At 46.4% G+C, this 25453-nt stretch carries 23 protein-coding genes; 9 read left to right on the forward strand and 14 right to left on the reverse strand.

The window, feature by feature from the left end:
* Positions 1–15 precede the first annotated feature (15 nt).
* Both DN062_RS08565 and DN062_RS08570 read right to left on the reverse strand, forming a co-directional pair.
* A complete protein-coding gene (locus DN062_RS08565) occupies positions 16–690 on the reverse strand; it encodes a response regulator (RefSeq protein ID WP_112158916.1) in 675 nt (224 codons plus the stop codon).
* Between the two features lie 59 nt (positions 691–749).
* On the reverse strand, positions 750–1304 hold the full coding sequence (locus tag DN062_RS08570; protein WP_162301279.1) for a rhodanese-like domain-containing protein: 555 nt from the start codon (positions 1302–1304) through the stop codon (positions 750–752).
* A gap of 229 nt (positions 1305–1533) precedes the next feature.
* Here DN062_RS08570 and DN062_RS08575 point away from each other — a divergent pair, with 229 nt between their 5' ends.
* On the forward strand, positions 1534–1953 hold the full coding sequence (locus DN062_RS08575; protein WP_112158918.1) for a CopD family protein: 420 nt from the start codon (positions 1534–1536) through the stop codon (positions 1951–1953).
* Positions 1954–2000: 47 nt separating this feature from the next.
* Here DN062_RS08575 and DN062_RS08580 read toward each other — a convergent pair whose 3' ends face one another.
* From DN062_RS08580 to DN062_RS08615, 8 genes are all read right to left on the reverse strand, one after another.
* Positions 2001–2618, reverse strand: coding sequence for a ubiquinone biosynthesis accessory factor UbiJ (locus DN062_RS08580; RefSeq protein WP_112158919.1), 618 nt, complete (start codon positions 2616–2618; stop codon positions 2001–2003).
* Between the two features lie 26 nt (positions 2619–2644).
* Positions 2645–3403: a bifunctional demethylmenaquinone methyltransferase/2-methoxy-6-polyprenyl-1,4-benzoquinol methylase UbiE gene (gene ubiE / locus DN062_RS08585; RefSeq protein WP_112158920.1), complete on the reverse strand. Its 759-nt coding sequence runs from the start codon at positions 3401–3403 to the stop codon at positions 2645–2647.
* 76 nt (positions 3404–3479) lie between these two features.
* Complete coding sequence (locus DN062_RS08590) at positions 3480–3863, reverse strand: gamma-butyrobetaine hydroxylase family protein (RefSeq protein WP_112158921.1); 384 nt, start codon at positions 3861–3863, stop codon at positions 3480–3482.
* Positions 3864–3929: 66 nt separating this feature from the next.
* Positions 3930–5261, reverse strand: a complete 1332-nt coding sequence (gene hslU, locus DN062_RS08595; protein ID WP_112158922.1) for an ATP-dependent protease ATPase subunit HslU — start codon at positions 5259–5261, stop codon at positions 3930–3932.
* Positions 5261–5803: an ATP-dependent protease subunit HslV gene (gene hslV / locus DN062_RS08600; RefSeq protein WP_112159037.1), complete on the reverse strand. Its 543-nt coding sequence runs from the start codon at positions 5801–5803 to the stop codon at positions 5261–5263. The genes hslU and hslV overlap by 1 nt, the downstream gene beginning before the upstream one ends.
* A gap of 105 nt (positions 5804–5908) precedes the next feature.
* Positions 5909–6619, reverse strand: a complete 711-nt coding sequence (locus DN062_RS08605; RefSeq protein ID WP_112158923.1) for an SPOR domain-containing protein — start codon at positions 6617–6619, stop codon at positions 5909–5911.
* Positions 6620–6622: 3 nt separating this feature from the next.
* Positions 6623–8383 (reverse strand): arginine--tRNA ligase, encoded by a 1761-nt coding sequence (gene argS, locus DN062_RS08610; protein ID WP_112158924.1) that lies wholly within the window; start codon positions 8381–8383, stop codon positions 6623–6625.
* 99 nt (positions 8384–8482) lie between these two features.
* Complete coding sequence (locus tag DN062_RS08615; protein ID WP_338039972.1) at positions 8483–10687, reverse strand: primosomal protein N'; 2205 nt, start codon at positions 10685–10687, stop codon at positions 8483–8485.
* A gap of 237 nt (positions 10688–10924) precedes the next feature.
* Here DN062_RS08615 and rpmE point away from each other — a divergent pair, with 237 nt between their 5' ends.
* Positions 10925–11143 carry a 50S ribosomal protein L31 gene (gene rpmE / locus DN062_RS08620; RefSeq protein ID WP_112158925.1) on the forward strand — a complete coding sequence of 73 codons (219 nt, stop codon included), beginning with the start codon at positions 10925–10927 and terminating at the stop codon, positions 11141–11143.
* A 252-nt stretch (positions 11144–11395) separates the two neighbouring features.
* A complete protein-coding gene (locus DN062_RS08625) occupies positions 11396–12664 on the forward strand; it encodes a malic enzyme-like NAD(P)-binding protein (RefSeq protein ID WP_112158926.1) in 1269 nt (422 codons plus the stop codon).
* Between the two features lie 156 nt (positions 12665–12820).
* Here DN062_RS08625 and uvrA read toward each other — a convergent pair whose 3' ends face one another.
* On the reverse strand, positions 12821–15646 hold the full coding sequence (gene uvrA, locus DN062_RS08630; RefSeq protein WP_112158927.1) for an excinuclease ABC subunit UvrA: 2826 nt from the start codon (positions 15644–15646) through the stop codon (positions 12821–12823).
* A gap of 150 nt (positions 15647–15796) precedes the next feature.
* Here uvrA and ssb point away from each other — a divergent pair, with 150 nt between their 5' ends.
* From ssb to DN062_RS08650, 4 genes are all read left to right on the forward strand, one after another.
* On the forward strand, positions 15797–16339 hold the full coding sequence (gene ssb, locus DN062_RS08635; protein ID WP_112158928.1) for a single-stranded DNA-binding protein: 543 nt from the start codon (positions 15797–15799) through the stop codon (positions 16337–16339).
* Between the two features lie 126 nt (positions 16340–16465).
* Positions 16466–16777, forward strand: coding sequence for a YqfO family protein (locus DN062_RS08640; RefSeq protein WP_112158929.1), 312 nt, complete (start codon positions 16466–16468; stop codon positions 16775–16777).
* 156 nt (positions 16778–16933) lie between these two features.
* The gene (locus DN062_RS19065) at positions 16934–17626 is read left to right on the forward strand and encodes a methyl-accepting chemotaxis protein (RefSeq protein ID WP_112158930.1); all 693 of its coding nucleotides are present in this window, start codon (positions 16934–16936) and stop codon (positions 17624–17626) included.
* 245 nt (positions 17627–17871) lie between these two features.
* Complete coding sequence (locus tag DN062_RS08650; protein ID WP_112158931.1) at positions 17872–20040, forward strand: methyl-accepting chemotaxis protein; 2169 nt, start codon at positions 17872–17874, stop codon at positions 20038–20040.
* Between the two features lie 8 nt (positions 20041–20048).
* On the opposite strand, the gene DN062_RS08655 is transcribed toward DN062_RS08650, so the two are convergent.
* Positions 20049–20741: a response regulator transcription factor gene (locus DN062_RS08655; protein WP_112158932.1), complete on the reverse strand. Its 693-nt coding sequence runs from the start codon at positions 20739–20741 to the stop codon at positions 20049–20051.
* 126 nt (positions 20742–20867) lie between these two features.
* Between DN062_RS08655 and DN062_RS08660 the strand changes: the two genes are divergently transcribed.
* Complete coding sequence (locus DN062_RS08660) at positions 20868–21218, forward strand: hypothetical protein (protein WP_112158933.1); 351 nt, start codon at positions 20868–20870, stop codon at positions 21216–21218.
* A 188-nt stretch (positions 21219–21406) separates the two neighbouring features.
* Here the strand turns inward: DN062_RS08660 and DN062_RS08665 are convergent, their stop codons facing one another.
* A complete protein-coding gene (locus DN062_RS08665) occupies positions 21407–22156 on the reverse strand; it encodes an EAL domain-containing protein (protein ID WP_112158934.1) in 750 nt (249 codons plus the stop codon).
* Between the two features lie 235 nt (positions 22157–22391).
* Here DN062_RS08665 and DN062_RS08670 point away from each other — a divergent pair, with 235 nt between their 5' ends.
* Positions 22392–24104 carry a potassium/proton antiporter gene (locus DN062_RS08670; protein ID WP_112158935.1) on the forward strand — a complete coding sequence of 571 codons (1713 nt, stop codon included), beginning with the start codon at positions 22392–22394 and terminating at the stop codon, positions 24102–24104.
* A gap of 38 nt (positions 24105–24142) precedes the next feature.
* Here the strand turns inward: DN062_RS08670 and DN062_RS08675 are convergent, their stop codons facing one another.
* Entirely contained in the window at positions 24143–25435 is a 1293-nt protein-coding gene (locus tag DN062_RS08675; protein ID WP_112158936.1) for a voltage-gated chloride channel family protein, read from the reverse strand.
* Between the last annotated feature and the right edge of the window lie 18 nt (positions 25436–25453).

The raw sequence follows: 25453 nt of genomic DNA on the forward strand, positions 1-25453 counted from the left end.
AAGATCTCGTGCTTGTTAGCGACGAAGGTAGTTGGAAAAATCGATATCACTTGCCGCTAAGATGGCTTGTACGCGATTGTGTACGCCAAGCTTAGATAATATAGCGGAGACATGGGCCTTCACCGTTGTTTCTGCAATATTAAGGTTGTACGCAATCTGCTTATTGGATTCGCCTTTCACCATCCGCTCAAGAACCAAGAGTTGACGTCGTGTTAGTGACTGCAATAACTCGGTTGGAACATCTTTTTGCATAAGTTGGCGGCGGTTGCGACGACTGTCCTGTTCGCTGCTTTGTCGGATAATATCGGGGGGGAGGTAAACATTGCCATTCAAAATCTGTTGCAATGCTTCTGTCATTTGAGCGCGGGGCGATGACTTGGAGATAAAGCCGACGGCTCCACAGGTAATGGCCTGTAATACAACTTGTTTTTCATCTTCTGCCGAAACGATAACGACTGGGATCGTTGGGGCTTCGTTGCGAATTGAAATGAGGCCATTGAGTCCATTCATGCCTGGCATATTCAGATCTAACAGGACTAAGTCCAGTTCATCATCTTGCTTTGCGATTTCAAGGGCATTGTCGAGATTCTCGGTTTCGATGATTTCAGCCCCTTCAAAGGCAGACTGAATTACGCCGCAGATGGCATCTCGAAATAATGGGTGATCATCGGCTATTAATATTTTATACACAATTATACCTGTTTATGATTATTATCAGGGTTATTTACAGTCAACTCTACTCGGCGATATTAAGGAACCTCGCCTGTAGCGTATAAAAGTGCGTCCACTGCTAAGGGTTCTGGATGAGCGTCTTTTAAAGCATACCCTGCCTCAAGCCATCCGTCACTGCCTTCGGCATACCACAATAGTTGTGTATACCCCCAAGAATGTGCGCGTTTCACCGCATTCCACGACATCCAACAGTCGGCGGTGCAAAAAAGGGCGATTGGATGGTTTCGATTGCCTTGGCTTAATTCGAACAAATGCTTGGCAAAGTACTCGATCCAATGATCCTCCAATTCTCCCCAACCAACATTCGGAAGCCAGATGCTGTTTGGGAGTGTTTGTCTTGGTGTGTCATAAATAAATATGCCATTTCGCCAAGTGACAGGCTGCACGTCGATGAGCCGCGTTTCAGGATGTTTTAGTAACTGGAGACTGAGCTCTTCGGTTGTGAGTGTGACTCCACCCTCAACCTCAAGAGGTGTGGCACTGCGATAGTAGCTGATGCGATAACCATCTGGTGAGAAGTGTGCATTTTGAGTGTCTAGGATTGTTGCCAACCCCGAAATGCTATATAGCATGAGTATTGCACCGATTGATCTGCGCCGTCTCATACCTCAGTACTCGTCTTGAAGGTTTATATTTCATATAAACCATTACACTCCTGTTGCGTAAATGGCATAAGTAGACGTTCGAATAAAAAAAATACGACCTAAGTACTGTTTTGCAGGTTTGTATAAGAGTTTAGCAGTCTTTGACCTATTTTAAGGTAAAATAAGCATTTGTTAATGCAATAAGGATGGAAGGGGTATGATGTATCTTTGGGTTAAACTATTACACATCGTGGCAATGACCAGTTGGATGGCTGGCATTTTTTACTTGCCCCGTATTTATGTTCATTACGTGGAAGGGCGCGCTGCGGGACAGGATGTTGCACGTTTGGCAATTATGGCGCGTAAGCTGTTTGGATTTATGAGCATTATGGCTGTTTTTACACTGATTTTTGGTGTGGTGTTATGGCTGGGCTTTGGTTTCAGTGGGGGGTGGATACACGCTAAACTGTTATTCGTCGCATTTTTGATTGGATATCACGGGTGGTGCTTTGCTTATTTGAAAAGGCTACAAAGAGGGGAGTTGAATCAAAGCGGTCGTTATTTCAGATTATTTAACGAGCTGCCGTTATTGATCTTTATCCCGATATTGTATTTTGTTTTATTTAAACCTTTTTAACATTGGAATCACGCCACGGCTCAGATCCAGCTAGATTTGAGCCGAATTTAGGTGGCTCTAGCCAATAAACGCTGGATACGCGCTTCAAGCCGGGCGACATCGTCTCTTAAACTCTCAACCTCGCATGTAAAGCCTTCGACTTCAGCGGGTGGCGGTAATATACGAGACTCTTCTTGAAAAAACTCTTTGGTGTTGAGCGCAAAACTGGATGCGCTTTGTTTAAGGTAGCGTGACTGTGCGGCAAAAACCTCGGCGACTGGATGGGCCAAGGTGTCGCCTAGCAGTTCGGCTAACCCAGCTTCCCAATCAATTGAGAAATCCCTCAACAGCACTTTAAGTGCCTGCGCTAAATTAAGGTCACCTTCAAGATCGATCCCCTGGCCAAAGAGTTTTCCTTGCGATTGTTCAGATTGTGCCATGATCAGTAAGTCGGCCGCAGAGCCAGTTAATGTCAAGTCAGCAGGCGTTTCGCTGTGGTGCAGTAAATCAATCCCTTGCTCATGCATAAGCACAAAGAAAGAGTAGTGAGGAGCCGTTAGCGTGATATGGATCGATTTGCCCGCTAATGACTTAACTTGCCTTAAGGCTGGAGTATTATGCTTCAACAATAGATTGAGACTGCTTTCGGCACTACTCAGTAGTGCTGCCTCTAACATGGCCTGCATACAAAATACTCCTTACGTAGAGTCGTTTAAGGTTTGATGCCTGTGTGAAGTGCGACGACACCACCGGTCATATTTTCATAATGACAGTTTACTAATCCGGCCATTTCCATCATTTCCTTAAGCGTTTCTTGGTCCGGATGCATGCGAATGGACTCTGCTAAATAACGGTAGCTCTCGGCATCATTAGCAATCAGTTTGCCCATTTGCGGTAATATATTAAAGGAATAAACGTCGTACAGTTTTGATAAAACTGGGTTATTGGTCTTAGAGAATTCTAACACCATAAGTTTTCCGCCCGGCTTGAGCACACGGTGCATCGACTTGAGGGCCGCATCTTTATCGGTAACATTGCGCAGGCCAAATGCGATGGTGATAATATCAAAGGTATTGTCAGCGAAGGGGAGGCATTCGGCATTGGCCTGAATGTACTCAACATTGCCTGCTGTACCTGAGTCAATCAGCTTGTCGCGCCCAACCTTGAGCATCGAGTCATTAATGTCGGCCAGAATAACTTTGCCGTCGCGGCCAACAATTCGAGAAAACTTTTTGGTGAGATCGCCAGTACCGCCTGCGATATCAAGAATCTTATGGCCAGGACGTGCACCGCTGCGCTCAATAGTGATTCGTTTCCAAAGACGATGAACCCCACCCGACATTAAATCATTCATCAGGTCATACTTCCCCGCCACTGAATGAAAGACATCAGCAACACGTTTGACTTTTTCATCAACAGGAACTTCGGAAAAACCGAAATGGGTGGTGTTGTCTTTATTGGATTCGCTCATAGTACTCGATCTGCCTGATGGATAAGGTTCAAGATGAAGAATAGATTGTAACCTCAGTGAGACGCAATGTCCTGCATCAATGTGATGTCTTAACAATCAAACCTTCATCACGCGATGCGCCAGCGTCTTCCAAGGCTTTTAAGTACAGTGTCCAGTAAGTCTCTGCATTATGGGTTAAATCATGCAGATACTCCCAAGTATAGAGCCCTGAGTCATGCCCATCATCAAACACGATTTTCAAGGCATAATTTCCGCTTGGGATAATCTCTTTGATGGCGACCCATTTTTTACCTGTTTGTAACGTGCCTTGACCGACACCATGGCCTCTCACCTCTGCAGATGGGGAGTGCACCCTTAAAAACTCTGCGGTTAGTTCAAAGCTTCCATCTGGGTAGATCAACTCAAGGGTCCTGGACTTCAAATGAAGACGTATATCGGTCGGTAATGGAATCTGAAGCATATACAAAAACCCCTTGCGTTGGTTTGAATCTTAGGGCCGAGAAGGTGGCCCTAAGAAAAGGTCTTTTTAGAGGATATAATGACTTAAATCTTCATTGCCACTGAGTTCAGCCAACTGCTCATTTACAAAGGCTTCGTCAATGGTAATGAGTTCACCGTTTTTGTCCGATGCCGAGAAGGATAGCTCATCCAGCAAGCGCTCCATCATAGTGTGCAGACGGCGTGCACCGATGTTCTCAGTTTTTTCATTGACCTGGAAGGCCAGCTCTGCAATGCGACGGATACCATCATCGGTAAAATCAATGATTAAACCTTCCGTTGCAAGCAAGGCTTTGTACTGTTCGGTTAGGGATGCCGTTGGCTCAGTTAGGATACGCCTAAAGTCATCGGGCGTGAGGGCTTGCAACTCAACGCGGATCGGCAAACGACCTTGTAGTTCAGGAATCAGGTCAGACGGTTTCGCTAAATGGAAAGCGCCAGAGGCGATAAATAAGATATGGTCGGTTTTGACCATGCCGTATTTGGTCGTGACGGTTGAGCCTTCGATGAGTGGAAGCAAGTCACGCTGTACTCCTTCGCGAGACACATCACCGCCGCCACCGCTGTCGCTACGCTTACAGACCTTATCGATTTCATCTAAAAAGACTATTCCGTTTTGCTCAACCAGATCAACCGCTTGCTGTTTGATATCGTCTTCTTTAACAAGATTGGCTGCTTCTTCATCGATTAAAAGCTTGAATGCGTCTTTGACTTTTAAACGACGAGATTGTTTTTTCGCCTGGCCAAGGCTAGAGAACATGCTTTGCAATTGGTTGGTCATTTCCTCCATGCCTGGAGGCGCCATAATTTCAACGCCAACTTTGGGTTGCGCCACTTCGATTTCAATTTCTTTATCGTCGAGTTGGCCTTCACGTAGTTTTTTACGGAAGATCTGACGTGTGGCCGTGTCTGTTTTAGCGGGTTCGTCGTAGCCTGTACTGCGCGCAGGTGGCAGTAAAGCATCTAGAATGCGGTCTTCAGCAGCGTCTTCTGCACGCGTGCGCATCTTGACCATGGCTTGTTCGCGTACCATCTTAACCGACATTTCGACCAAATCACGAATAATAGTCTCGACATCACGACCGACGTAGCCGACTTCTGTAAACTTGGTGGCCTCAACTTTAATGAAGGGCGCATTGGCGAGTTTAGCCAATCGACGTGCAATTTCGGTTTTACCGACACCCGTTGGACCGATCATTAAAATATTTTTAGGCGTGACTTCTGGGCGTAATGCATCACTCAGTTGCATACGACGCCAGCGATTACGCAGAGCAATCGCAACTGAGCGTTTAGCCTGATCTTGACCGACAATATGACGGTTGAGTTCGTGGACAATTTCTCTGGGGGTCATTTCGGACATCAGGCTTCTCCTTGATTGACAGATTCGAGTTGCTCAATGGTTAGGTTATGGTTTGTAAATACGCAAATATCGCCGGCAATGTGCAAACTTTTCTCGACGATTTCTCTAGCACTCAGTTCGGTGTTCTCAACGAGTGCACGTGCGGCGGCTAGTGCATAATTACCACCTGAGCCAATGGCAACCACTCCGTCTTCAGGGTCAATGACATCGCCATTGCCTGAAATTAAAAAGGTTCGGTCTTTATTGGCGACAAGCATCAAGGCTTCAAGTCGTCTTAGAACGCGATCGCTGCGCCATTCACGTGCTAGGTAGATAACCGCATTGACGATATTGCCTTGATGTTTGTCGAGCTGTTGCTCGAATAAATCTCTAAGGGTGATGGCGTCGGCCGTTCCGCCAGCAAATCCGGTGATGACTTGGTGTTTAGCAAGGACATTTACTTTTTTAGCTGTCCCTTTCATAACGGTGTTGCCCAGTGAAACTTGGCCATCACCCCCAACTACCACTTGGTTGCCACGACGTACCGAAACGATTGTTGTCATATTAAAAAATCCCATTGCGCTTCAATTCATCATGATATGGATGCGTAATGGGATTTTTCAAGGGTTAGGCGCCTGAGCGTTACGAAAAAACGCTCAAACGGTCGATTAGTTGAGTGGAATGGGCATGGGGGTGATGCCGAGGCTTGTTAACTGGTTGCGAGCACTGTTGAGCTCCGAGCGATTATTGAAGGGGCCGGTGCGTACTCGATACCAGATGCCGTTCTCACCATCAACACGTGATGTATGAACATTCGGTAGACCTGATAGCAGTAACTGTGCACGCATGCGCTCAGCATCAGTTTCTGAACGGAAGGAGCCTGCTTGTAATAGAAAGCGTTCCTGAATAGCGCCTGGTGCATTGGCATTACGAGGTGTTGACCGATACACATTCTGCGGCGCTTGAACTTCACTTCTGGGTAGAATGTCATAAAAATCAAATCGATTTTCACGAACATCAGGTATAGGGTCAGCTTCCGGCTCTGCTGGCTCAGGCAGAACTGCAACGGGTGCGGTCGTTGCAGGTGCAGCCTGAGTGGGGGTAGGAAGCGCAGAGACAGGCGGTTGCTTTGGCGCTGGCTGTTTAATTCTAGCGTCAGGATGTTCGGCTTGAAGCAACACGTAAAGCAGAGTGCCAAGTCCACCTAGCGCCAGCAGAGTCAATAAGGGACGTTTGTACGACCCTTTTGCTGACGGCGCTGACGGTTTTTTTTTGCTCGGCTTAGTGGCCGCCATGGGAGGGGGGCTTTTGGGACGAGCGGGTGCACGACTGGCCGAGCTATTACTGCGACGCTTTTGAGCGAAATCCTGCCTAGCCATAATTTACATTTGCTCCGGAGCCGAAACACCCAGTAAGTTAAGACCGTTTGCCAATACCTGTCGAACGGCGACACTTAGGGTGAGTCGAGCATTTCTCAATGCAACATCGTCAATGATCATTTTGTGGCCATTATACCAAGTATGGTAATCGCTGGCTAAATCGCGCAAATAGTTGGCGAGAACATGAGGCTCAAAGTTTAACGCTGCGTTGCGAAGCACTTCTGGATATTTGGTCAGTTGTGTAATCAGATCTTTTTCTGTTTCGCTATCAAGACGACTAAGCTCAGCTACGCCTTGCGCCTGATCCCAACTCATACTTTCGTCTTCTAGTTTTCTGAGTACGGAGCAAACACGCGCATGCGCATATTGGATGTAGTACACAGGGTTATCTTTTGACTCTGATTTTGCCAACTCTAAATCAAAGTCCATGTGCTGTTCGGCCTTGCGAGTGACGTAGAAAAAGCGGCAGGCATCGCTGCCAACTTCATCGCGTAATTCGCGTAATGTAACAAATGATCCTGAACGTGTGGACATTTGTACGCGCTCTTCACCGCGGTAGAGAATAGCAAACTGGACGAGGCGAACCACTAAATTGTCTGGGTTGTAGCCAAGCGCTTGAATCGCTGCTTTCACACGTGTGATGTAACCATGGTGGTCGGCACCCCAAATGTTGACGACTTGATCGAAACCACGATCAAATTTATTCATGTGGTACGCAATATCAGACGCGAAATAGGTGGTTTGACCGTTGGCACGTTTTACAACGCGATCTTTATCATCGCCAAAGGCGGTTGATCTAAACCAAATATTGCCTTCAGCTTCATAAAGGTGGCCTTTTTCCTGAAGAATGTTTAAAGCAACATCGACATCGCCGCTGTGGGTTAACGAACGCTCTGAGAACCAGACTTGGTAATTAATGCCAAACTCACTCAGGTCTTCACGAATATCACCAAGAATCGACTCTAAGCCCGCACGGAAAATGACTTCGTAGCCCTCATCGCCTAGCAGTTCCTTAGCGCGATCAATCAGGGCATCGATATAGATGTCTTTATCGCCACCCTCAGGCTCATCAGCAGGAAGGTTGTCAAACACTTGCGCGTGGGTGCGTAAAAAGCGATTGCCATGCTCTTGCTGCAATACATGCGCTATATCACGAATATAGTGTCCCTGGTAGGCATTGGTCGGGAAGACCAAATCCATGTCAAGGTCTTCTAAATAGCGTAACCATACGCTGGCCGCTAAGATATTCATCTGGCGACCGGCATCGTTGACGTAATACTCACGCTCAACTTCAAGGCCCGCGGCTTCAAGCAAATCAGCAACGCTGGCACCATACGCTGCCCCACGTCCATGACCGACGTGCAAGGGTCCCGTTGGGTTTGCTGAGACAAACTCTACTTGTACACGTGTGCCAGAATTGGCGGGTGCACGTCCAAATTCAGTGCCTTCGGCTAGGATTTTTTCAACGACCGAATAAATAGAGGACTGATTGATGAAAAAGTTAATAAAACCAGGGCCTGCGATCTCGGTTCGAACGACCTGATCTGATTGAGGGAGCGCCGCGCAGATTTTTTCAGCCAGTTGTCGAGGGTTGCATCGCGCCGCTTTTGCCAGAGTTAATGCAACATTGCTGGCGAGATCGCCATGGGCTTTGTCGCGTGTATTTTCAATATGAATACTGGCGCTGGTGTCGGCGGGTAAGGTCCCCTCTGAGATCAGGTTTGTCAACGCTGATTGAATAAGATCTGCTATATGCTCTTTCATTAGATTACCGTTGGGTGAAAAAGATGCGCTTGCCGGCGCGACCGGAATACTTACTAACCCGCTATTATAATTCGTCTAGGCCCTAGAATGCCAATCTCATCAATAACTATCGATAGGATCTACATCAATTGACCATCTGACTTTATTTTTCATGGGGTTATGTTCAACTTCTTGCATGATCATGCGCAATAGTGTGTGTAAATGTCGACGCTCTCGACCCTGAATCAGCATTTGCGAGCGAAAAAGCCCCGCACGCTTTTCCATAGGTGATGGAAAAGGTCCCGACCAGTGGTTACCAGGAGGGAGCGATAAGTGTGTCTCAATGGCTTCCCGAATCGAGCGTAAAAAAGCTTCGGCCCAGCCTTGACGACTGGCTTCTGCACGAATCAGAGCATGATGATGAAAAGGTGGGAGTCCTGCCCCTTGGCGTAAAACGAGCTCGCTTTTCGCAAAGGCCTCATAACCCTGAGTGACAAGTGCGGCCAACATTGGATGATCAGGGTGGTGGGTTTGCAGGAGTACCTCGCCGGAAAGTTCGGCGCGTCCCGCCCGTCCGGCTACTTGCAGAATCAACTGGGCTGTTTTCTCCATGCCACGAAAATCAGCACTGAAGAGCCCGGCATCCGCATCGAGTACGGCCACCAGCGTAACTCTAGGAAAATGATGCCCCTTTGCCAACATCTGTGTCCCAATCATGATGCAGGGTTGGCCTGTGTGAATTTGCTTCATCATGTTTTCTAAGGCGTGTTTGCGTGAAGTGCTGTCGCGGTCAATTCGCAGCACAGGTATGTTCGGGAAAAGGGATTTTAGTTGCTCTTCTGTGCGTTCAGTTCCGGCACCTGATGGCCTTAAATCCTCGCTGTGGCACTGATGGCAGCGCTTGGGAATAGGGGTTTGACGGTCACAATGATGACAATGCATATGGGCTGGTGAGCGATGCAATGTCATGCGAGCATCACAGCGGGTGCATTCATTTACTGCACCACAATCATGGCAAATCAGGGATGGTGAAAAGCCACGGCGGTTAAGAAAAATCAGGACTTGCGTCTGCGCCGATAAATGCTGGCGTATATGATGGATTAACTCAGGAGCCATTCCGGCCTGCAATGCCTCACCGCGAATATCTAAAAATTTGAACTTAGGGGCACTGGCATTGCCCGCACGTTGGCGAAGATGCAAATGCTGGTAGCGACCATCAAGAGCATTGTGCAGGCTTTCAAGAGAAGGCGTAGCGGTTGTGAGCAGCAGTGGAATGTCCTCTTTCTTCGCCCTTAATACCGCTAGATCACGGGCATGATAACGAAACCCCTCTTGTTGCTTAAAAGAAGGGTCATGTTCTTCATCGACGATGATGATACCGGGGTTCTTCATCGGTGTGAAAATCGCGGATCGAGTGCCGATTAAAATGCGTGCGCTCCCATCCCTGGCCATTAACCAAGCGTCCAGTCGTTGTCGATCCGTGAGCCCTGAATGAAGTGCCATAACAGGCACCTGAAAGCGCGCTTTAAAACGACTCAACGTTTGAGGGGTTAAGCCGATCTCAGGCACCAAAATGAGCGCTTGTTTCCCAACTTTTAAAATGGCCTCTATCGCTTGTAAATAGACCTCTGTTTTACCGGACCCAGTAATTCCTTCTAACAACAGGGTATGAAAATGAGAAGGGTTGAGAAGGCTGTAGAGAGCAGAGGCTTGTTCTTCATTGAGCGTTAAGGGCGCTTCCTTAAGAATCGTTTCGGAGCCTGTTGCAAATTGATAGGGTCTTGGATGGCTGGCAAAGGATTCAGCCAAGTGTTTATCCGCAAGGGCTTTAAGCAGAGGTGTGGAAAATCCCTCAATTTTTATGGCTTCGGTACTAACCCCTTGTGGGTTACGCAGCAGGAGTTCTAAGAGTTCTCGCTGACGTTTGGCACTGGTGGCCAATGAGCTGAGTGTCGCATGGGCTGTGGCACGCCACAGTGTTGCATGGGCAAAGGTTGGCTCCTGTCCTTTTCGTAATAAAACTGGGAGTGCTTGCTGCAGGGCTTCACCCTCGGGGTAAAAGTAGTAATGCGCTGCCCAGCGAGCTAGCCAGAACTGAGTGGCATCCAAAACAGGGTCTGCATCTAAGAGCATCAAGGCGGTTTTAAGCTGTTTGCTGGAATAGTCTGAATGCACATCGGTATCGATAACAATGCCGATAATTTCCCTAGATCCAAACGGAACTTTGATGCGCATGCCTGGCTTGGCTAACCCTTCTAGCTCGACTGGACACAGATAGTCAAAAAGCTTGTGAAGGGGAGATGGAATAGCAACTCGTAGAATCACGTAAAAAACCATTAAGATCGATAATTGCATTACAGTCTAGAGGCTTTTGAAAAAGGGATAAACCCTGATTTTTTGCTTGCGAGAAAATAGGGGAGTCCGTATAATTTGCGGCCTTGCTGAATATGTGGCTAGCGAAAGTCAATACTTTATGCTATCCGACCCCGTTAGTGCGGTGCCTGGCAACAACGATTATGACCAGGTGGCGGCACACCCATAACTCTATTGAGGTTTTTTGAAATGAAAGCTGGTATCCACCCAAATTATGTCGATATAACTATCACCTGTTCTTGCGGTAACGTAATGCAGACCAAATCTACGTTAGGCCAGAGCGCTATGCTTGTCGACGTATGCAGCCAGTGTCACCCTTTCTACACTGGTAAGCAAAAAGAAGCTACCAGCGGTGGTCGTGTGGATCGCTTTAACAAGCGTTTCGGTGGCCGCTCTATCAGCAAATAAGCTAAGTATTAGGCTTGATTTGCTAAAAAAGCACTCTGTTGAGTGCTTTTTTTATGGAAAATTTTTCTAAGTTTTTGCTGTTTTCAAAGAAAGCCTTTCTTGTTTCTTTGCTAAATCTAGCGTTTCGTTAGGCGTATTAGCCTAAAGGCGTATTTTCTCTTAATGTCTTCTTAAATGAGCGGTTGTCGCATACAGGTGTTTTGGTTATGATGCATGACCGTATAACTTCAACCTTTAGTTGGAAAAGCAACCATGTCTCAAGATTTTAAACAAGCTGCTCTTGATTACCACGAGTTTCCTCGTCCAGGTAAGATCAGTATTGAACTCTCAACTTCGGCTGAGACCGCTAAAGATCTTGCACTGGCATACTCTCCGGGTGTGGCAGAGCCTGTACGTGCGATCGCAGCCGATCCTGAAGCCGCGTATCGTTACACAGCAAAGGGTAACTTGGTTGCCGTCATTTCCAATGGTACTGCTATTTTGGGCCTAGGTGACTTAGGTCCTTTAGCATCTAAACCTGTCATGGAAGGCAAAGCATTGCTGTTTAAGCGTTTCGCCAATATCGATTCTATCGATATTGAAGTTGACGCTGAAAGCCCACAAGCCTTTATCGATACAGTTGCACGTATTGCTGAAACCTTCGGCGGAATTAACTTGGAAGATATCAAAGCGCCTGAGTGCTTTGAAATTGAACGTACCTTGATTGAGCGTTGCAATATTCCTGTTTTCCACGATGATCAGCATGGTACTGCGATTGTAACGGCTGCAGGCATGATTAATGCGCTTGAACTAGCAGGCAAGAAGCTTGAAGAAGCTTCAATTGTGTGTCTAGGTGCAGGCGCAGCAGCAAGTGCATGTATGAAGTTGCTCATCAACATGGGCGCGAAAGTCGAGAATATTTACATGATCGATCGTAAGGGTGTGATCCACTCCGGTCGTGATGACCTGACTGCCGAAAAAGCGGCATTCGCAACTGAAACGGATAAGCGTACCCTTGATGATGCCATTGATGGCGCTGATGTTTTCCTAGGTCTGTCTGGTCCAGACCTGCTGTCACCTGAACAGCTTAAGAAAATGGCGGCTAACCCCGTCGTATTCGCCTGTGCGAACCCAGATCCTGAAATCAGACCGGAAGTTGCGAATGCAGTCCGTGATGATGTGATTATGGCGACAGGTCGCTCTGACTTCCCGAACCAAGTAAATAACGTGTTGGGCTTCCCATTCATTTTCCGCGGTGCACTCGATGTTCGTGCGTCTGCGATTAATGAAGAGATGAAAGCAGCTGCAGTAAAAGCTTTAGCTGAATTGGCGCGTGAGCCAGTGACGCAAGAGGTTTTAATCGCTTATGGTTTAGAATCATTGGAATTCGGTCGTGAGTATATCCTGCCTAAAGCAACTGATTCGCGTTTGTTAGGCCGTATTTCTTATGCGGTTGCTCAAGCGGCGATTGACAGTGGTGTGGCGCGTTTACCTATGCCAGAGCATTACCCGATTCGTAGCAGCGCTGAACTAGCGAACTAATACAATTGTGTATCTAGCTAGATGTTCCTAGCTTTGAATATTATCGCTAGGAACGTCTGAAGCCGCTGTAACCCCAATAAAGTATTGAACTTTTATGTGGGTTACAGCGGCTTTTTTATTGTATGTAGCTTATTCGGGCGTTAGCCCGAATAGTGCTTATCCAAGTAAAGGCTTGAGAAAACGCCCTGTGTGAGATAGCTTAACTTCTGCTACTTCTTCAGGTGTTCCTGCGGCAATGATTTGCCCTCCGCCCGTACCGCCCTCCGGTCCTAGGTCAACAATCCAATCTGCCGTTTTAATGACATCAAGGTTGTGTTCAATCACCACGATGGTGTTGCCATGGTCGCGCAGTCGATACAAAACATTTAACAGCTGTTGAATATCGTAAAAGTGCAGGCCCGTTGTAGGTTCATCTAGAATATACAGAGTATTGCCGGTATCGCGTTTAGAGAGTTCTTTGGCAAGCTTTACGCGCTGGGCTTCACCGCCAGATAAGGTCGTTGCACTTTGTCCTAGCCGAATATAGCTCAACCCCACATCGATTAGGGTTTGTAACTTACGAGCAAGCGCTGGGATCGCGTCAAAGAACTCTCGTGCATCCTCCACGGTCATGTTCAATACTTCATCAATGGTTTTGCCTTTATAACGAACTTCAAGTGTTTCGCGGTTGTAGCGTTTTCCGTGGCAGACATCGCAGGGCACGAAAATATCGGGTAAGAAATGCATTTCGACCTTAATCACCCCATCGCCTTGACAGGCTTCGCAGCGACCGCCTTTGACGTTAAAACTAAAGCGTCCGGGTTTATAGCCACGTGATCGAGCTTCTTGAGTGCCTGCAAACAGGTCGCGAATGGTGGTGAAAATTCCCGTATAGGTTGCTGGGTTTGAACGCGGAGTACGGCCTATCGGACTTTGGTCAATATCGATGACTTTATCAAAGTGTGAAAGGCCCTCAATGGAGTCGTATTCAGATGCTTCTAGAGTCGTGGCGTGATTTAATTCAGTCGCTGTGATTGGGTAAAGCGTACTGTTAATCAACGTTGATTTGCCAGAGCCCGATACGCCGGTAACACAGGTCATCAAGCCGACTGGAATTTCCAAGGTCACATTTTTGAGGTTATTGCCACGCGCGCCTGATAGCCTAAGCACCTTATCAGGATTGAATGCGCCTCTTTCTGTTGGAACCGCGATTTTGCGAGTGCCCGAGAGGTATTGTCCGGTCATGGACTCTGCACATTGCATCACATCGGCTGGTGTTCCGGACGCAATGACTTGGCCACCATGGACACCTGCGCCAGGACCTATATCAATCACGTGATCGGCTAAGCGTATTGCATCTTCATCATGCTCGACGACAATGACGGTATTTCCTAAATCACGTAAATGCCGAAGGGTATCCAAAAGGCGGTCATTGTCGCGCTGATGCAGGCCAATCGAGGGTTCGTCCAGAATATACATAACACCGACAAGGCCAGCGCCAATCTGGCTGGCCAAACGAATACGTTGAGCCTCGCCACCGGATAGGGTTTCTGCACTGCGATCAAGCGATAGATAATCCAACCCGACATTCACTAAAAACGCCAGACGCAAGCGGATTTCTTTTAAGATCTTATCTGCGATTTCGCCTTGTTTACCAGAAAGGGTCAGTTGGTCAAAATAGGCTTTGCTGTCGCCAATGGCAAGCTTAACAATATCCGGCAGCGTGCGTTCATCAATATAGACGTGCCGTGCTTCTTTTCGTAAGCGCGTACCCTGGCAACTAGGGCAGGGCTGCATGTTTAAATAGCGTGCCAAATCTTCGCGCACAACATCCGACTCAGTTTCTTTATATCGACGTTCGAGATTGTTTAAGACGCCTTCAAAGGGATGCTGTTTGCTAACAACGGTGCCGCGATCATTGGTGTAGCGAAATTCGATATTTTCCTGTCCGCTGCCATGCAAAATCACTTGTTGATGCTGTGCCGATAACGCTTCGAAGGGCGTGTCCATATCGAAACCATAGTGCTGTGCAACGGCTTGCAGTTGTTGAAAGTAATACAAGCTGCGCCTATCCCAGCCACGTATGGCTCCTTGAGATAAGTTAAGTGTCGCATCCTGAACCACTTTTGCTGGATCGAAAAACTGTTTAACCCCTAAGCCATCGCAGCTCGGACAAGCACCATGAGGGTTGTTGAAGGAGAACATGCGCGGTTCAAGTTCTTGAATACTGTAACCACATTCAGGGCAGGCAAAGCGAGCCGAGAAAATCAGTTCTTCTTTTCCTTCTTCATCCATCCAAGCAATACGTGCGATACCATCTGTTAGCTGAATAGCCGTTTCAAAGGATTCGGCAAGGCGTGTTTGCAGATCTGCACGTACTTTGAAGCGATCAATGACCACCTCAATCGTATGTTTTTTGTTTTTTTCTAAATCAGGGGCTGTGTCTAAATCGACGACGATACCGTTAATTCGTGCCCTGACAAACCCTTGGGCTTTAAGCTCGCTGAGCGTATGTAGATGTTCACCTTTACGTCCCTGAACAACAGGCGCAAGTAACATTAGCTTGCTGCCTTCAGGAAGGGTTAATACTTGATCCACCATTTGTGAAATGGTTTGAGCGGCCAATGGCAAATCATGATCGGGGCAGCGAGGCTCGCCAGCACGGGCAAAGAGTAGGCGTAAATAGTCGTAAATTTCCGTGATGGTGCCCACCGTTGAGCGTGGGTTATGAGACGTGGACTTTTGCTCAATCGAAATAGCAGGCGACAGCCCTTCGATATGATCCACATCTGGTTTTTCCATCATGGATAGGAATTGGCGGGCGTAGGTTGAAAGTGATTCGACATAACGCCGCTGCCCTTCTGCATACAGGGTATCGAAGGCTAATGAGGATTTTCCTGAACCAGATAATCCTGTGATGACGATGAGCTTGTCACGCGGAATGTCTAGGTCGATATTCTTCAGGTTATGCGTGCGCGCGCCTCTGACCAGTATTTTATCCATTACCGCTCCGTGTGGGTGATGTAAAAAAGACATATTATAAGCCTTAACTTGTTCAGCCTAAACCTAAGCTTGTGTTATTCTCATGTTTCTACGCAAGGTTGGGTGCAGGGAGCACTGATCTGTAGCAAATTATTTGATTTGGAGAGAACAATGGCACGCGGTATTAATAAAGTAATCCTGGTGGGCAACCTAGGACAAGATCCTGAGGTTAAATACATGCCGTCAGGCAATGCAGTCACGAATGTAACCCTGGCAACCAGCGACACATGGAAAGATAAGCAAACAGGGCAAGCGCAAGAGCGTACCGAGTGGCACCGTGTCGTATTTTTTAACCGTTTAGCCGAGATTGCTGGTGAGTATCTGCGTAAAGGCTCTAAAGTTTACGTAGAAGGCGCGTTGAGAACGCGTAAGTGGCAAGATCAGGCGGGTCAGGATCGTTATACAACGGAAATCGTTGCTAGCGAAATGCAAATGCTAGATGGCCGTGGCAGCGATAGTGGCATGGGTGGCGGTATGGGCGCAAATGCAGGTGGATATTCACAGCAGCCAGATCCAATGGGCTATGGTCAGCCACCTCAGCAAGCGGCTCCGCAGCAGCGTCCGCAACAAGCGCCACGTCAGCAGCCGCAACAATCACCACCGCCAGCACCTCCAGCTGGGTTTGATGATTTTGATGACGATATCCCCTTCTGACCTAAGACAAAAATAAATTAAGCGACCATTGGTCGCTTTTTTTATAAGAAGGTTATGATGGTGCTTGTTCATTAACAGAGATGCACAGTTATAATGCACTGTGAAACCATTGCTAGGAGATATAGCATGTATAAACTGGCTTTTTATGTTCCCGTAGCAGATGCTGAAAGCGTTAAGCGAGCTGTTTTTGAGGCGGGTGCGGGGTGTGTTGGAGCCTATGAGCATGTCTGTTTTCAAACCCGTGGTGTCGGCCAGTTTCGTCCTTTAGAAGGTGCTCGCCCACATATCGGTTCAGTCGGTGAATTGGAGCGCGTTGAAGAGTTTAAAGTTGAAATGGTGTGCGATGATTTACATATTTACCGCGCGATTTCGGCCTTAAAATTGGCTCATCCCTACGAAGAGGTTGCTTACGAAGTCTGGCGACTGGCAGATTTATAGTGGTAATGGGACGTTTTTTGATTGTAAGTAAGCTTTTAGTCGTAGCAGTAAAAAATATACGCTTAACGCCAGCCTCATACTTGACTCTAAAAAGGTGAGCTGACTTAATGTAAGCAACTCACCACTACTCTGTTTAATTAACACAGGGACGTCAAGATGTCACAGTCGTTTCAGTTGCAAAAGAATCTAGACGTAAGTCCTTCCGTTAACGAACTTATCAGTGTGTACGACAGTATCACTGGGCGGATGAATGGATTTTTGTATCGCTGCATGAATGATCCTAATTACACGATGGAATTAATGTCGGGTCAGGTAAAAAAACTCACGGGGTATGAGTCGCAGGATCTTGTTCAAAATCGACGTGCCTCATATATTTCGTTAATTTATCAAGATGACGTTGAGAAAGTTGATCATGCGGTTGGTAAGGCGTTAGAAGCTCACCAAAACTGGGATGTCGATTACCGTTTAGTCCGTCCAGATAAAAGTCTACAGTGGGTTAACGAGCATGGTGGCGGTGTTTTTGATGGGCAAGGCGAGTTGAAGTTTCTAGAGGGTGTTGTTGTCGATATATCTCATCGGATGCAATCTGAAACATCGCGTTTAGAGCGTATGTCCAAAGTAGAGTCGGTCAGTGGCGAGATCATTACGGAAACTCAAAAAATCCTACAAATGTTAAAGTCACTGCGTCTATTGAGCCTAAATGCCAGCATCGAGGCCGCACGTGCAGGAGAGGCCGGCAGAGGGTTTGCCGTGGTTGCTGAGCATGTAAAGGAGTTGGCCGAAAATACAGGTAAGTCTGCTGAAAGTATTAATAAGCTTATTAAGGAACTTGAGTCTCAACTAGAGTGAAAATTTGAGTTTTTACCTCCGAAAACAATAAGAGCTAAAACCTCCCACTTCCTATATCTTATATCTCTTATATTAAATGTATATTTGAAATACAAGATTTACGTAATTTTCCAAAGAAGTGTTTCATTTTTTATTCAAATGTTTCATTTCCCTTCAAATGTTAGGTCTTTAAAGACAAGACGTCTGTCCAGTAATACCGCCTTTTAGTTAATGTGTCTTATCTCCTATGTTTAAGGTACATAATAATGAGAATCAACACTCCTGTTACCAATCGTGATTTTCCAGTTCGTTCTGACTGTGCAATTATCTCGCATACAAATGATAAAGGTATGATTACCTACGTTAATGATGAGTTTGTGGAGTATGCTGGGTTTTCACGTGAAGAGTTAATAGGTCAGCCTCATAACATCATTCGCCACCCTGATATGCCATCAGAAGCTTATCGTGACATGTGGAATACATTGAAGTCCGGTAGAGCTTGGCAGGGAATTGTTAAAAATCGTAGAAAAAATGGCGATCATTATTGGGTGAAAGCCACCGCGACGCCTCTTGCAGAAGGTGGGTATATGAGCGTTCGCCTTAAAGCAACCGATGAAGAAATTAAAGCAGCTCAAATTTTGTATCGTGAGATGAAGGAGGGCAGTGGGCATCGTTTGGACGGTGGTTATATTATTGAACCGGGCATTAAAAGTTATCTGAGTAAGCCTAAACGCATTTTTCAATCTCTAAGTTTTTCATGGAAATTAATTTTCCCTACCTGTTTAGTTTGCTTAGTTTTAATTGGCGTTATGACGGATGGTTTGCGCCGTTTGCATTCAGAAACCCTAGATAGAGCTGGTTTTCAAAATGCAAACGATTTAATTGTGATGGCTTTTAACGCTAGACGATTTTACAGTGAGCAAATACTTCCAAAGGCTCAAGCGGCTGGTTTGACGATCTCACATGACCATGCCAATACGCCTATGACACTTCCACTTCCTGCTACTGTTATGCGTTCCTTAGGCGATATGACGAGCGGTGATGATGGTTCAACCTTCCGTTTATACAGTGATCAGCCATTTAAGTTTCGTGAAGGTGGAGAGGCAAGTCTTGATTCTTTCGAGCGAGATGCCATTGCATTTCTTAAGCAAAATCCACAAGAGAGTTATGGGCGTCGTATTGAAATTAATGGTCAGCCTTTTTATCGAGTCGCCAAAGCAGACATTATGAATCAATCAAGCTGTTTAGCTTGCCATAATAATCATCCAGACAGTCCAAAGCGAGATTGGCAAATAGGTGATGTCAGAGGTGTCGCACAAGCAACAGTGCCCTTAGAGGCTTTAAATAATGCATTTATGCATCCAGTAAAACAATTAGGTGTGTCAGTCATTACGATGGTTAGCGTATTAATTCTAATTATTGTGCTACTTACAAAAGGATTGCTCAAGCGTCTATTGAAATTAAAAGCGGCAACACGTGAAATTGCAGCGGGCAATCTAGTCGCCTCTATTCCTCTAGGACGTAAAGATGAGATTGGATCCCTATTTAATTCTGTTGTGATTATGCGTAATCGATTATATGAAATTCTTTTTCAAATTAATGTATCAACACGTGCACTAAGCGGTGCTGTTAGTGAGATGGCAAGTGCCAGCCAAGAAACCTCCCGAGGGGCATTGGAACAATCCAGTGCTTCTTCGAGTATGGCGGCAGCATTAGAAGAATTAAGTGCTTCGGTGTCCCACATAAGGGACAACTCCGATGCAGCCTTTCAGTCGTCTTTACAGGCTGGAAATGTGGCTCGTGAAGGTGCTCAAGCTGTGTATGCCAATAGCAATGAAATGACTAATATTGCCGATGCAGTCCAGCATGCTGCTGACCGTCTTAAATCCCTTGAGAGTCTTTCTGAAAGTATTGGTAAGATTGTTTCCACGATTCGCGGAATTGCCGAACAAACAAATTTACTTGCTCTCAATGCAGCTATTGAAGCTGCGCGCGCTGGCGAACATGGGCGAGGATTTGCAGTGGTTGCAGATGAGGTGCGAAGTCTTGCTGAACGTACAGCAATCTCCACCGTCGAGATTTCGAACATGGTGCAGCAGATCCAAAAAGAAACTGAAGCGGCTGTCATCGAAATGAACTCTGGCGTTACCCGCGTTGTTGACGGAGTTAAGAAAGCGAATGTGGCTGGTCAGTCTGTTGCTGAGATTGAAAAGCAAACTCAGAGCGTTGTTAAGGCTACGCAAGAAATTCAGCAAGTGCTTGATGAGCAGGCGCAGGCATCAAGAGAAGTTGCGAATACGGTAGAAAATATAGCTCAACTTGCTGAAAACAATGCAGTACAAGCAGAGCAAGCATTGCAAGCATGTGTCCAAGTACAAAGAGTGACTCAAGTGCTAGATGGTCTTGGAAAAGAATTTAGGATTTATAAAGACTAGTGCAGTGTTTAAAGGTCAGGGTTGTATTCCAACATATAACCCTGACGATATTGGTTGATAATCTTAAAGGGAGTAGGATCGAATTGATTAAGTTTGGCACGAAGTCGACAGATCATTAGATCTAATGCTCGACTATTGTCGTGTGTGTTCGTGTTGCTCCACAGAGCATCGATTAAATCTGCTCGACTAAAAACCGTGTTTGCATTCGAATGTAAAAATAGAGACAAAAACTGGTATTCTTTTTTTGAAAGTCGAAGGCTCTGCTGTTGGAAGTGCAGCATGGGTTTTGTCTGGTCAAGATGCACTGAGTCATTGAATTGATGCGTCACATGACCATAACGTCTGAGTAACGCCCAGGTTTTTGCAATTAAGACAGTTTTACTTAAGGGTTTGCTGATAAAGTCATCTGCACCTGCATGAAGTGCGGAGGCCAATTCAAACTCTTTATTTTTAAGCGTCACAAAGATGGTAGGAGGAAGTGAAAAATGGGATGAAACCGCTTTGATTAAGCTTAAACCGTCCATACCGGGTAAAACCCAGTCAACCAACAAAAGATCAAATTTGACACCTGCTTGGATTGACTCAAGAAACAACTCTGCACTAATAAACAAACATGGTTCAAATCCGTACGGCCTTAACCAATAGGCAATGAGTCGAGCCTGATCCATGTCATCTTCTACGATTGCAATTTTCTTTATCATTGTGCTTTATAAGTTGGTAGAAAACTAAGTAAAGATATTAGCATGGTGGAGGTTTAAGTACTATGTTTGCATACTCTTGTTTGATTTTTTAATCTACCTTAGTTCAAGTTAACGATGGAGTGCATAATGAAAGAGTTAATGCCAGCAGATGACTTTGTATCGCTTCGCAGTGCGTTTTTGACTCGAGTTGAGCTGAGATTGCAATGTATGAATAGCCAGTATGAAGAGTGGATAGGCTCACCCAGTTCACGAGAATCAATCCCACTACGTGACCTTTATTACGAAGCCCATAAATTATCTGGAGCTGCCTCTTGTTATCAGGTACATGATCTAGCTATAGCGGCTCAACAACTTGAAGAGTTCGTTTATTCTATCAGCCAGGTAATGTTATTAGCGCCTGAAAAGGCGCATAAGGCCGATGAAGTGAGAAGGCAGCTCGATAGCATAGACAGTGTATACAGAAATTATCAGAGATAGGGTCTAACCTAGAACGAATAGTATTTAAGGGTTGAGTGCCCCCAACTGGTTAAATTTTAAGTAGTGACAACTATCCTGCCAGAGGGGGTAACTCCCCCGATAACTGAATTGATTTAATTCTACTGGCTTCTTGATGAACATCAATATGAAGATGCCCAATGCGTCTCGGCTCAATACTGCTTGAAAAACTATGAAAATTGAACATCCGGTAGGCACTGAAATCCAGGCTTCGCAAAGTAGTAGCCTTGCATTAACTCAACATTCAGTGATTTGAAGTAGAGCATCTCTGCTTCTGTCTCGATGCCTTCAGCCAGCACCGTAATCGAGAGTTGCTGGCAGATATCAATCAGCCCTTTAACCAGTATTTGTTTGACTGAGTTTGTATCGATATTACGTACTAACTCCATATCAATTTTTAAAATTTTGGGGATAAAGTTGGCCAGCATATTGAAGCCTGCGTGCCCGGCCCCAAAATCATCGATAGCCGTAATGAAACCTTGCTTTTCATAGTGTTCGAATATGTTACGTAAGTGTGCTGGATCTAATACGACCTCTGACTCTGTGATTTCAAACATGAGTTTATGGATCGGAAATCCAGTATCTGTTGCCGCCTGTAAGGTGCTCTGGATACAGTGTTCAGGCTCATACACAGCATTGGGTAAAAAGTTAATACTTAATACTTTGTCTAAGCCTAGGTGGCTGGCCAGAGTAATGGCTTTGACTCGGCAGGCTTGGTCAAAGGCATAGCGGTTTTCATCGTTGACACGAGAAAGGACACTGTAAGCCGACTCCCCCGCAATACCTCGAACAAGGGCTTCATAACCGAAGATGGATTGTTCACGGACATTGACGATGGGCTGAAAGGCAAAGCTGAACTCAAAATCGAGAGGTGTTTGACAGTCTTTACAACCTTTTTGCTTCGCTCTGTTTGAAATCATGTACAAAATCACCTTCAGGTCGAGAAAATTCCAAGCTACCAATACAGCGTCTTGTTTAATAATATAGATTAGTCAATTTTGAAGTAAACCGCTATGTCTGTGAGACCTGACGGTCCACTATTTATTGATGATCATGTGTTTAGAGTGCGCTAGAAGATCCTCTATTCGTGAGATACGTCTGTGTTATGATCCATTAGTCTAATTCTGTCAACTTGAGTCGAGATGAACCTGAACTGTGTCGAATATTAACCTCATCTTTTTAATTGTATCTGTGTTGTTGTGCCTGAGCATCTTGGCCACGATTATCTCTGCGCGTGTCGGAATGCCGTTGCTTTTGGTGTTTTTAGGCATTGGCATGTTAGCAGGAGAAGACGGCATAGGTGGGTTGAACTTTCAGGATTTTGAGGTTGCTTACCTGATAGGGCATTTAGCCTTGGCGATTATTCTGTTAGACGGCGGCATGCGAACTCGAATGAAAACCTTTCGAGTGGGGCTTAAACCCGCGTTGTCTTTAGCAACCTTAGGGGTTGTTGTCACCAGCGGTCTAACAGGGTTGTTGGCCATGCTCATTTTTGAACTGTCGTTGCTGCAAGGCATGCTGATTGGTGCAATCGTGGGCTCGACGGATGCGGCGGCCGTTTTCTCGATGTTGGGTGGCAAGGGGGTTCATTTGAACGAGAGGGTCAGCGCAACACTTGAGATTGAGTCAGGTACCAACGACCCAATGGCGATCTTTTTAACCATTACCTTTATTACCTTATTAATGAATCCAGGTGATGACTGGTACAGCAGTCTTATCCTGTTTGCCGAGCAGTTTGGGATAGGGTTACCGATTGGAATACTCGGTGGATGGTTATTTGCGCATACCTTGAAGCGCCTAGATCTGGCAACCGGTCTTTATCCCTTGTTGGTAACAGGTGTTGGACTGTGTATTTTCGCAGGTGCCAATATGTTGGGCGGCAGTGGGTTTTTAGCCATTTATCTTGCGGGATTAATGATTGGTAACAGTGGCAGTCGCCATCTTTTGCATATCCTACCGGTACACGATGGTTTAGCCTGGTTGAGCCAAATCGGTTTGTTCTTGATTTTAGGGTTGTTAGTGACACCCCATGAAATGCTCGCCATTGCTTGGCCGGCTACCTTCTTGGCATTGGGGCTGATTTTTGTGGCACGACCGATTGCCGTGGTCTTGTGCCTTAAGCCTTTCTTTCATTTTTCTTGGCGAGAACTCGGTTTCATTTCCTGGGTTGGCTTACGGGGTGCGGTGCCGATTGTATTGGCAATTTTCCCGATCATAGCAGGTGTTGAGTCCGCCAGCTTGTTGTTTAATATGGCATTTTACGTCGTTTTGATTTCACTGTTGATTCAAGGCAGCAGCTTGCCTTGGGTGGCCAAATGGTTAAAGGTCGAAGTGCCGATGGCGACAGCACCTTGTCATCGTATGCCTTTAGGAATCTTCCCTGAAAATGACTATGAAGCATTTATGTACACGGTGAAAGAGGATACGGTGCAGGGGGTAGAGCTCAGAAGGCTGCATTTTCCATCCGGTGCCCGTGTGGGTGCATTATTTAGAGACCATCAATTGATTCATCCATCAGGCAGTACGCGTTTGCAGGTGAATGATGTGCTTTGCATTATTGGCCGCGATGCAGATGTTCCGATTCTAAATAAGCTCTTTAATCAGGAGCCCTTGCCCTTTAAACAACAAGCGCGAAGCTTCTTTGGTTACTTCACCCTAGATGGCAGTGCCCCCCTGAAAGATGTGGCTGCACTCTATGGGCTCGTGATTAGCCCTGATCAAACGCATTTAACCCTTGATCAATTTTTGAGTCAGCGTTTTGGTGGCCATCCCGTTGTTGGTGATCGAATGGAGTGGAATGGGATTCAATGGGTCGTTAATGAGGTGGAAGGCGATAGAATCACTAAAGTGGGCTTGCGCCTGATTTAATCAACACCAGTTGTACTCTCAAAACGATATTTTCATGATTAAGGGGAAGGAGGGCGTTGTTTACGGCGCTCTCTCAGTTCGTTGAGTTTAAGCCCTTCTTCTGTAGGCTGATGCTTTCCATCGCCTATGCGCTGTGAGCCATAAATACCTGAATGCCCCGAAAAAAGGTAACTGACAATACAAGCAGTGGCTGCAAAAACGCCAATCTCTGCACCAAACAGCTCCATCGCCATTAAAGTGGAGGCTAGAGGAGTATTGGCCGCCCCCGCAAATACAGCCACAAAGCCGATACCTGCCAGAAACGCAAAAGGCATATCAAATAAGGGTGAAAGTGCATTGCCAAGGGTTGCACCAATGAAAAATAAGGGAGTGACTTCTCCACCTTTGAATCCAGCTCCTAAGGACAGGACTGTGAAAAAGAATTTACCGATACTGTCCGTGATGGAGAGGGGGGCATCAAAGGCTTCTAAAATGACGGGTATGCCTAAACCTAAATAACGATCCGCTTCAAAGAATCCCAAGCCAACCAATAACGCGATGATCAAGCCGCCAATAAAAGGTCGTAAGGGGCTGTAGTGTATTCGGCGCTTCATAAAGCTGCTGATGGAGTGAATGACCTCAGCAAAGGCGCGCGCCGTAAGGCCGAAAATGGCACCACAGACAATCATGACACCAAGGCTCCATGCGGATATGGATGGAAAAAGAGTGATGGTGAAATAGTCATGATGCACGCCCCACATGAGTGCGACTTGATCACCAACAATTGCGGCAATAATACAGGGCAGTAAGGCTTCATAGCGAAGTCGGCCCGTTGCTAAGACTTCGAGGCCAAATACGGCGGCACCGATGGGTGTGCCGAAGACCGAAGCAAAGCCTGCACTAATACCCGCCATTAGTAAGATACGCCGATCATCATTCGAGAGTTGAAAAACACGGGTGAGTTGATCCGCAAGCGCCCCCCCCATTTGCACGGCAGTGCCTTCTCGGCCAACCGAAGCCCCGAAAAGGTGGGAAATGAGCGTGCCACCAAGTACCAGTGGCACCATGCGCAATGGAATGACACGTTTAGTGTCGTGAATTTCATCCAGCAGTAGATTGTTACCCGCTTCAACACTTTGGCCAAAGCGAAGATACATCCAGCCCACAAAAAAGCCCGCAAAGGGCAGAAGCCATAGTAGCCAAGGGTGGCTAGAAAAGGTGCTCGAAACCCAGCTCAACGAGAATAAAAAGAGAGCCGCTGCACTGCCCGCCAAGACAGCAACCCCACAGGCCAGAGCCAGCCATTTAGCAAGGTGCTTGAATAATCCGAAAGGGATTGGCGAGCGATGCATGGTGGTATTCTCAGTCGA

The sequence above is a fragment of the Nitrincola tibetensis genome (assembly GCF_003284585.1).
Lineage (GTDB): Bacteria > Pseudomonadota > Gammaproteobacteria > Pseudomonadales > Balneatricaceae > Nitrincola > Nitrincola tibetensis.

Coding starts and splice junctions, on each gene's coding strand:
- DN062_RS08570 (WP_162301279.1), bottom strand. CDS start 1,304: ATGCTATATAGCATTTCGGGGTTGGCAACAATCCTAGACACTCAAAAT.
- DN062_RS08575 (WP_112158918.1), top strand. CDS start 1,534: ATGATGTATCTTTGGGTTAAACTATTACACATCGTGGCAATGACCAGT.
- DN062_RS08580 (WP_112158919.1), bottom strand. CDS start 2,618: ATGCAGGCCATGTTAGAGGCAGCACTACTGAGTAGTGCCGAAAGCAGT.
- ubiE (WP_112158920.1), bottom strand. CDS start 3,403: ATGAGCGAATCCAATAAAGACAACACCACCCATTTCGGTTTTTCCGAA.
- DN062_RS08590 (WP_112158921.1), bottom strand. CDS start 3,863: ATGCTTCAGATTCCATTACCGACCGATATACGTCTTCATTTGAAGTCC.
- hslU (WP_112158922.1), bottom strand. CDS start 5,261: ATGTCCGAAATGACCCCCAGAGAAATTGTCCACGAACTCAACCGTCAT.
- hslV (WP_112159037.1), bottom strand. CDS start 5,803: ATGACAACAATCGTTTCGGTACGTCGTGGCAACCAAGTGGTAGTTGGG.
- DN062_RS08605 (WP_112158923.1), bottom strand. CDS start 6,619: ATGGCTAGGCAGGATTTCGCTCAAAAGCGTCGCAGTAATAGCTCGGCC.
- argS (WP_112158924.1), bottom strand. CDS start 8,383: ATGAAAGAGCATATAGCAGATCTTATTCAATCAGCGTTGACAAACCTG.
- rpmE (WP_112158925.1), top strand. CDS start 10,925: ATGAAAGCTGGTATCCACCCAAATTATGTCGATATAACTATCACCTGT.
- DN062_RS08625 (WP_112158926.1), top strand. CDS start 11,396: ATGTCTCAAGATTTTAAACAAGCTGCTCTTGATTACCACGAGTTTCCT.
- uvrA (WP_112158927.1), bottom strand. CDS start 15,646: ATGGATAAAATACTGGTCAGAGGCGCGCGCACGCATAACCTGAAGAAT.
- ssb (WP_112158928.1), top strand. CDS start 15,797: ATGGCACGCGGTATTAATAAAGTAATCCTGGTGGGCAACCTAGGACAA.
- DN062_RS08640 (WP_112158929.1), top strand. CDS start 16,466: ATGTATAAACTGGCTTTTTATGTTCCCGTAGCAGATGCTGAAAGCGTT.
- DN062_RS19065 (WP_112158930.1), top strand. CDS start 16,934: ATGTCACAGTCGTTTCAGTTGCAAAAGAATCTAGACGTAAGTCCTTCC.
- DN062_RS08650 (WP_112158931.1), top strand. CDS start 17,872: ATGAGAATCAACACTCCTGTTACCAATCGTGATTTTCCAGTTCGTTCT.
- DN062_RS08655 (WP_112158932.1), bottom strand. CDS start 20,741: ATGATAAAGAAAATTGCAATCGTAGAAGATGACATGGATCAGGCTCGA.
- DN062_RS08660 (WP_112158933.1), top strand. CDS start 20,868: ATGAAAGAGTTAATGCCAGCAGATGACTTTGTATCGCTTCGCAGTGCG.
- DN062_RS08665 (WP_112158934.1), bottom strand. CDS start 22,156: ATGATTTCAAACAGAGCGAAGCAAAAAGGTTGTAAAGACTGTCAAACA.
- DN062_RS08675 (WP_112158936.1), bottom strand. CDS start 25,435: ATGCATCGCTCGCCAATCCCTTTCGGATTATTCAAGCACCTTGCTAAA.